This window comes from Peribacillus psychrosaccharolyticus ATCC 23296 (genome assembly GCF_000305495.1).
In the GTDB taxonomy this organism is placed as follows: Bacteria; Bacillota; Bacilli; order Bacillales; family DSM-1321; genus Peribacillus; species Peribacillus psychrosaccharolyticus.
In genome coordinates, this window is sequence record NZ_AJTN02000057.1 from 1 (window position 1) to 7,217 (window position 7,217).

A 7,217-nucleotide genomic window follows, 5' to 3' on the forward strand; every position below is an offset into this window, starting at 1 on the left:
TTTAGTTGAATAAGAAGGTAAACAAGTCCTAATATTGAACAAAGATTTTATCTATATTAGAATGATTAGTAAATATGTTGGTATTTAAGGAGTAGTGAATAATATGGAGAGCAATTCTTTAAAAGAAGTACAAGCAGTCTATAAACAACTATTAGATGCTTGGAATAATCGCAATGCTCGTGGAATGGCAGATTTATTTACTGAAGATGGGGAAAGCATTGGATTTGATGGAAGCCAATCAGTCGGCAGAGAGGAAATATTTTCGCACCTTAATCCAATTTTTGAGCACCATCAAACCGCTCGATTTGTTAGCAAAGTAAATGATGTACATTTTCTAAGTTCTGACATAGTAATTTTACGAGCAATTGCTGGAATGTTACCGCCTCAATCAAACGACATTAACCCAAATGTAAACACGCATCACACTCTTATTGTTGTAAAAAAAGAAGGAAATTGGCGTATTCAATTATTCCAAAATACTCCTGCACAGTTTCACGGAAGACCTGAATTAGTGGAACAAATGACAGAAGAACTTAAAGCATTATTAAAGGAATTGTAAATAGGTTCATCAAGTATGTCTGTTTCGGCAGCCTTTTTTCTGTTTCCTTACTAAACTACCATGAAAATAAACTTCTGTAACTTTGAGGAAAAGGGCACACTAAAGAAGACGCAGCTTATTCATTTTTCAAAAAGAGGAGAGCGCATAAATAATTTGTTTTATTGAAGATAAGTTGACTGGATTAAGATGCTTCAGGTTCTTTTAATGTAACTGTGTATCCTAAACTTTCAAGTCTCCGTAGGGAATGCCGAACAATTGATTGCTCTTTCTGCTTATCAAAGTAGTCTTCGCCTAAGTCTACATACATTTCTTTCCGAGTTAAGAGATAATAAGAGATGCGTAACATGGCATGAGCGACTACAAATCCTGCTCGTTTCTTACCTTTTCATGATGCTGTACGTCTATACAGTGCACCGAGATAGTTATCTCAAAATATTAGTTTTAATTTAAGAATCTCTAGTTTAGAATAAAAATGCATCTAAAGCATATTCACCAGGACCTATTAAAGCTATACCAATGGCAACTGCAAGCAATGTTAAGTTATATTCATACCCATTTGATGTTGCCCATAATCCATTTGGAGCATGTACTTTCATGATAGCCATTAGCATGGTTCCTGTGATCAAAACTGCTGCAAGTGGGGTTAAAAGCCCTAAAGTAAACAAAATTCCTCCAATAAGTTCTGCCAGCCCTGCAAAAAGAGCCATGGTTACTCCAGGTTTCATGCCAATCGATTCGAACCATCTGCCTGTACCATTTAAACCATAACCACCAAACCAACCAAACAACTTAACGCAGCTAAGCCCCTAGGATCTATTCTTCCATTTTCATAAATGTCATTTTCAATATGAAATTGAACCACTTTTCCGATAATTAAATCACACCCTGGTGTCTCCAAGCCTCCCAATTCTAGGGAATGCTCCAATAAACATTCCATTCGAATTTTCGCTTCCTTTACACCCGGTACAGAAATTTTCACACTGTCTACTGGAGTTAAATTAGATAACTCTATCTCACTCTGATCAGGAGGAAGGACTGCAGCTGTTTTATTTATTTTTTCAACATTATGTTCGTCAACGATATGGACCACAAATTGCTTGGACTCCATAATGTTTCTCGCGGTATCCTTTTGTCTCCCTGCTGAGCGTTGAATAGATATTGAGATCATAGGGGGATTGGATGACACGATATTAAAATAACTAAATGGAGCACCAGTTAAAATACCGTCTTTTGATATCGTTGTAACAAAAGCAATCGGTCTGGGTATAATGCTCCCTATTAGAAATTTATAATTTTCTCTTTCGGTATTTTGGCTAGGGTCAATCGAAACCAATGGAATCATCCTTTTTATAAATTTAGTCTAATTCTCTTACTTCAAACGGTAGCTAAACTTGTTCAATCTTCCCTCTTTGGGGTTCATACTGTGATGGTAACATCAAAATCGAGTACATTATATACAGTCATATAAATTTATCTGTAAACACAAAGGGGAAGGCAATATCAATACCCTCCCCTTTTTCGAACACAACATATTTTTTTAATCTTCTTGATTATTTTTGTGATCCTTAATGAACTAACGCCCCCGTTAGCCATCCATGAAGCGCAAAATCAGCACTTCACTACAAAGAATGAAAATGGTAAAAAACCGTCAATACTGATTCTCGCTCAAGCGAAAGTGGAACTTCATTGGGCGGACAAGGGTCATCAATTAACAATGCAAGAAGTAGAAGCTGCTGCGACTTGGTATCGCAAGGTAATTATCAAATAAATATTAGGTTAACAGAGAGGTAGAAAATGATGTTAAAAAACGAAATCGGAGCACTTATATTACGAGTAACATTAGGAACATTATTTTTAATTCACGGTATAGTAAAGTTTCAAGGTGGGATTGAAAATATTGTCGGATGGTTTGAAAGTATTGGCTTACCAGGATTTATGGCATATGGAGTTGCATTAGTTGAAATCTTTGGTGGCATCGCATTAATCATTGGATTGGCGACAAGATTTATTTCAGCATTGTTTGCATTACTAATGATAGGGGCAACACTAAAAGTAAAACTTTCTGTCGGTTTATTAGGAAATGGGCAAATGGCAGGATATGAGTTAGATTTGGCATTCTTAGCAATAGCATTATACCTTGTGTTCAATGGAAGCCAAATATTGTCAGTAAGCCAATTGTTTTTTCACAAAGATTCAAATGAGTTAAAAAGAGTTGCTTAATAATGTATGTAGATTCCAAAAGAAAGAAATAATAGGCGGTGTATTAAAATGGGTTTTTTATCCAAATTATTTGGAAATTCAACTGAAATGGAGACAGAGAAAATGACAAATGTAAAATTAGCAGTAATTTATTACAGCATGGGTGGCACAAACTATCAATTATCAAAGTGGGCTGAAGAAGGAGCAAAAGAAGCAGGTGCTGAAGTAAAGGTGCTAAAAGTGCCTGAACTTGCACCGCAATCAGCTGTCGAAGGGAATCCAGTTTGGAAAGCACATGTTGAAGCTACAAAAGAAATACCAGAAGTGAAATTAGATGACCTAGAATGGGCAGATGCAATTATTTTCAGTGTACCAACTCGATTTGGTAACATGCCTTCACAAATGAAACAATTCCTAGATACTACAGGTGGACTTTGGTTTAATGGGAAACTTGTAAATAAAGTTGTAAGCGCAATGTCATCAGCACAAAATTCTCACGGTGGTCAAGAGGCAACCATTTTATCACTTTATACAACGATGTATCATTGGGGTGCAATAGTTGCTGCTCCTGGTTATACTGATCCCGTTACATTTGGAGCTGGTGGTAACCCATATGGAACAAGCGTTACTGTTGGTCAAGATGGAAAAATGATTGAAGATGTCCAAGCAGCTGTGAAACACCAAGCTAAGCGTACAGTTACAGTTGCAGAATGGGTAAAAAAAGCAAATCAATAAATTATTTAATAGAAAAAGAGCTAATCGGAAACTAAAGTGTACCCTTTGTAAAGGACATTTTGAAAAAGAGCCTAGGCAACTTGTTGAAGCTGCTGTCTGTATTTTGCAGGCGGCAGCTTCTTTAGGTTCCATTGCCCCCGATAAGGATTGTAGTACGTCATATAACTTTTAATTTCTTGTTTTACTTCTTCTAATGTTTCGCAATTCTTAATCGTTGTTTCATCTTTAAAATGCCCAAAGAACGATTCTTGTGGCGCATTATCCCAACAATTTCTACGGCGTGACATGGACTGGCCTAAGCTCATTTTCTTCACTAACGCTTGATAAATTGGGCTTGTGTAGTGGAAGCCTTGATCGGAATGAATAAAAGCGTCTTTTGCTAAATGCTTATGCTTTTTCAATTTCTTTACTGTATCAAGGGCGATATCCAGCGATAAAGAATCGGATACATCATACGCTAAAATTTCATTCGTTTCAGCGTCTTTAATCGTTGATAAATAGGCACGTTTTCCGCCTCGATACGTCAAATACGTGATGTCTGTTAATAACACTTTACCTGCTACGCCTTGCTTGAAATTGCGGTTTAACTGGTTTTGGCATGTGCGGTGCTCTTTCGTCGCCTTTGCCATTCTTCGTGCTGGACTGGTCTTACAGATCGGACAAATGATTTCGTATTTCTTCATAATGCGTCGAATTCGCTTTAAGTTATACGTGATGCCATATTGGTTTTGAAGCGTCATTTTGATTTGGCGCGCTCCCTTTTTGCGTCCTCGGAAATGATAGGCCTTTAAAATAATCGCTTTCACCACCTCATCTGCTGCATCTTGATTCGCACGATTTTGCGTTGATTGTTCGTTAAAATAATTGTAATAACCTGAACGAGAAACGCCCATCAGCTCACATAAATAGCTAACCATACGCTTTAATTTGTACTTTTTAATCGCGCCATAGATGAGTTCAAACTTTATTTTCGTTTCGATTGTAACTGATTCTTCATCTGCCTTTCGAGTAAATCCATCTTTTTTAATAGCTCATTTTCTGCTTGTAATAATCGGTTTTTGGCCTCTAAGCGAGCAATCTTTTCCTCTAACGTCCATTCACGTTTAGAAGGGCGTCCTAAAGACATTTTACGATTATCTTGTAGGCCTTCTACACCTGATTTACGATAAGCTGCTCGCCAACGTTTTCCCGCTGTTTTAATTCGATCTAGACCGATTAATTCCTCGCTTAAACCAGCCGCCTCAAATATATCTCTAGGCAACTGACCACGCTCATTTCCCACAATAAAATGACGCTTAAATTCGTCTGTATACGTAATGGCTTTGTCACTTACTGATTTTACATATGGATTCTTTTTCAGTTGGTCCTGTTCTTTTTTCGTTAATAATCTTTTGGTCATTTCGTTTCCGCTCCAACATCTTTTTTCTCATTATAAACAAAAGTACCCTACAAGAGGACTTTTTTCAAAGTGTCCATCTTATAGGGTACATTTTAAACTTATCGATTAGCTTTTTCTTTGTTTTGAAGCTTATGAATGCTATTTAGAACATAAGGATTTTAATTTTTATTTTATTTTAATTTTTATTTTTTATGTTGAAACTTTAGCATAGATAACAAAAAACACATTAAAGTAAGATAATCAGACCTGAAACAGGAAAGAAAATGTCGAAAATAATTGCTGAGGCAGCCTTTTTCTTATGGAACTAGAGAGCTAGTTTAGTTGAAAGAGCTTTAGTATAAACGCACAGTGAATGACGTTTGCTTTCACAATAGGACTGTTTGGATATTGTGTAGTACAGTCTCTCAGTTTATTCGGATTGTGTGGCAATTTAACTTGCACGTAACTTGCAAAATTGACCTCAAAGACTTGATGAACCTTTATTTATAGGCGTTTTTAACTTGACGGCAACTTGCACAGTTTGTGTCAACGGTCTAATGCAACTAACGGATGCGTGTTGAGAACCGGGGCTGCCATTTGGTAGCCTTTTTGCTTAATGAACTAAAGGGGCAGGTTAGCGTAAGTAAGAAGGATAAAACATCCTGAAAGTTGAAATATAGATATAGTGCTAATTGTCACTATGGAGGGTAACCAATGGAATACTATAAATATCTGAGAACATATGTAGGGCATAAACCAATTATTTTACCTGGTTCTGTTGTTATCATTTTGAATGATCAAAATGAAGTGTTATTGCAAAAAAGGCACGATGGATACTGGGGATTACCAGGTGGTTTAATGGATTTAGGTGAAAGTTTTGAAGAAGTAGCAAAAAGAGAGGTTTTTGAAGAAACGGGATTGATCGTAAAAAACTTACAATTGCTCAACGTATTCTCTGGTTCTAAATATTACTTAAAAATTTCAAATGGTGATGAATTATATTCAGTAACAGCGGTTTTTTATTCCCGAGACGTAAGTGGAGATATGAATATTGATTATAGCGAGTCAGTAAAAGTGCAGTATTTTTCAATAAATAATTTGCCTAATGAATTAACTGATGAGTATAAAGAATTTATTGAGCAATACATTGAAATGTACTTAAAGTAAAGGGGCATTGATCTAAGAGGATTAATGCCCTTTTGTGTTGAACTCCTTATTGTAGAAACGGGGCAGGATAGTTGAATTAGGTGTTTCGCTTTAATCACTGGATTTATATAAAAAAGGGCTATATGCTAATGTGTAAAAGGGTGGGAATTTTTGATGTCTAAAAAGGGATTAAAAGTTGCAATTGAGTATGGAGAAAAACTTCGGGAGTTTAAAAATATTTTAGAAGCAGAGAAGTTCTTTTTTAAGTATAAAGATGAGTTACTAATACAATTAGAATTAGTTAGCAAAGAATCGGATATTTTCAAAGCAGATTATAAAGTTGGAAGCTTAAAAAATTTAGAAAAATGGTACTTTGAATTATATGAAAAGAATGAATTCTTTAAGCTGGACTTAGATAGAAATGAGTTTGAAAAAGTAATGGCAATTTATTTTGGGGAAGTAGTTGTACAAAATAATAAAGATGCAAAATGGGAAGTAGAGGAATACCCTTTTGTACCTGGAAAATATACCTTTTTAGTAATAAAGGACCTTGGGAGTATGTCTTTAGGTAATGGGTTTATTGACCATTATAAAGAACCAAGTAATAAAAGAAGAAACTCTTTGATTAGAATGTACAATCATTATTTTACTGATTGAAACGATATTTCTTATTGAGTTAACAGGGGCTTTACTTCAATAAGGGAGTTGCTTTGGCAGCTCTTTTCTTATGGAACTAAAGGTGCAGTTTTGTTTAAGAAGATGTTCAAATATATTTAGGGAAATTATGGATTTACGGATATTAAGAATTATTATTTTTGTTGTTTTCCAAGGAGGAATTCTAATGAATCAATTATTAATAATTACATCAATAATCCTATTTCTTCTAGCGTACCTTGTAGGAGTAAAAAAGCAAACTTGGCTATTATCTGGTTACAATCAAAAACGTGTAAAAGACCAAAATAAACTGGCAAGATTGGTAGGCTCTTATAGCTTAGTAATAGGAATGGTTATGTTCGGTGGTTCTTTTATTGACCATCCCGATACACAAGTTTTATTTCCTATTATGATAATTGGTTATGTAATTCTACTTGGATATGTAAATACAAGAATGGTTGAATAATATTTGTTGTGTTTGATTTTCTTATTTTCAATATTCTGCAATCAGACGTGATTCTTTAATAAGAATCGCTTTTTCTTAAT

9 protein-coding genes are annotated in these 7,217 nt (G+C 35.2%); 6 read left to right on the forward strand and 3 right to left on the reverse strand.

Features of this window, described 5'->3' with window-relative positions:
* The first annotated feature begins 103 nt into the window (after positions 1 to 103).
* Positions 104 to 559: an SgcJ/EcaC family oxidoreductase gene (locus tag WYK_RS05260; RefSeq protein ID WP_040373538.1), complete on the forward strand. Its 456-nt coding sequence runs from the start codon at positions 104 to 106 to the stop codon at positions 557 to 559.
* Between the two features lie 461 nt (positions 560 to 1,020).
* Here WYK_RS05260 and WYK_RS05265 read toward each other — a convergent pair whose 3' ends face one another.
* Both WYK_RS05265 and WYK_RS05270 read right to left on the reverse strand, forming a co-directional pair.
* Complete coding sequence (locus WYK_RS05265) at positions 1,021 to 1,347, reverse strand: DoxX family protein (protein ID WP_051387321.1); 327 nt, start codon at positions 1,345 to 1,347, stop codon at positions 1,021 to 1,023.
* Positions 1,317 to 1,892 (reverse strand): flavin reductase family protein, encoded by a 576-nt coding sequence (locus tag WYK_RS05270; RefSeq protein WP_040373539.1) that lies wholly within the window; start codon positions 1,890 to 1,892, stop codon positions 1,317 to 1,319. Before WYK_RS05270 ends, WYK_RS05265 begins: the two co-directional genes overlap by 31 nt.
* A gap of 461 nt (positions 1,893 to 2,353) precedes the next feature.
* Between WYK_RS05270 and WYK_RS05280 the strand changes: the two genes are divergently transcribed.
* Both WYK_RS05280 and wrbA read left to right on the forward strand, forming a co-directional pair.
* Positions 2,354 to 2,779 carry a DoxX family protein gene (locus tag WYK_RS05280; protein WP_040373541.1) on the forward strand — a complete coding sequence of 142 codons (426 nt, stop codon included), beginning with the start codon at positions 2,354 to 2,356 and terminating at the stop codon, positions 2,777 to 2,779.
* 48 nt (positions 2,780 to 2,827) lie between these two features.
* Positions 2,828 to 3,493, forward strand: a complete 666-nt coding sequence (wrbA, locus tag WYK_RS05285; RefSeq protein ID WP_040373542.1) for an NAD(P)H:quinone oxidoreductase — start codon at positions 2,828 to 2,830, stop codon at positions 3,491 to 3,493.
* 71 nt (positions 3,494 to 3,564) lie between these two features.
* Here the strand turns inward: wrbA and WYK_RS23760 are convergent.
* A protein-coding gene (locus WYK_RS23760; protein WP_407951450.1) for an IS3 family transposase occupies positions 3,565 to 4,892 on the reverse strand; the annotation gives its coding sequence in 2 pieces (ribosomal slippage) (positions 3,565 to 4,511 and positions 4,511 to 4,892; 1,329 coding nt in all).
* A gap of 693 nt (positions 4,893 to 5,585) precedes the next feature.
* Here WYK_RS23760 and WYK_RS05300 point away from each other — a divergent pair.
* From WYK_RS05300 to WYK_RS05310, 3 genes are all read left to right on the forward strand, one after another.
* On the forward strand, positions 5,586 to 6,038 hold the full coding sequence (locus WYK_RS05300) for an NUDIX hydrolase (RefSeq protein WP_040373545.1): 453 nt from the start codon (positions 5,586 to 5,588) through the stop codon (positions 6,036 to 6,038).
* 153 nt (positions 6,039 to 6,191) lie between these two features.
* The gene (locus tag WYK_RS25260) at positions 6,192 to 6,674 is read left to right on the forward strand and encodes a hypothetical protein (RefSeq protein ID WP_201647758.1); all 483 of its coding nucleotides are present in this window, start codon (positions 6,192 to 6,194) and stop codon (positions 6,672 to 6,674) included.
* Between the two features lie 184 nt (positions 6,675 to 6,858).
* Positions 6,859 to 7,137: a DUF3784 domain-containing protein gene (locus tag WYK_RS05310; RefSeq protein WP_040373546.1), complete on the forward strand. Its 279-nt coding sequence runs from the start codon at positions 6,859 to 6,861 to the stop codon at positions 7,135 to 7,137.
* Positions 7,138 to 7,217 lie beyond the last annotated feature (80 nt).

Coding starts and splice junctions, on each gene's coding strand:
- WYK_RS25260 (WP_201647758.1), top strand. CDS start 6,192: ATGTCTAAAAAGGGATTAAAAGTTGCAATTGAGTATGGAGAAAAACTT.
- WYK_RS05260 (WP_040373538.1), top strand. CDS start 104: ATGGAGAGCAATTCTTTAAAAGAAGTACAAGCAGTCTATAAACAACTA.
- wrbA (WP_040373542.1), top strand. CDS start 2,828: ATGGGTTTTTTATCCAAATTATTTGGAAATTCAACTGAAATGGAGACA.
- WYK_RS05300 (WP_040373545.1), top strand. CDS start 5,586: ATGGAATACTATAAATATCTGAGAACATATGTAGGGCATAAACCAATT.
- WYK_RS05280 (WP_040373541.1), top strand. CDS start 2,354: ATGATGTTAAAAAACGAAATCGGAGCACTTATATTACGAGTAACATTA.
- WYK_RS05310 (WP_040373546.1), top strand. CDS start 6,859: ATGAATCAATTATTAATAATTACATCAATAATCCTATTTCTTCTAGCG.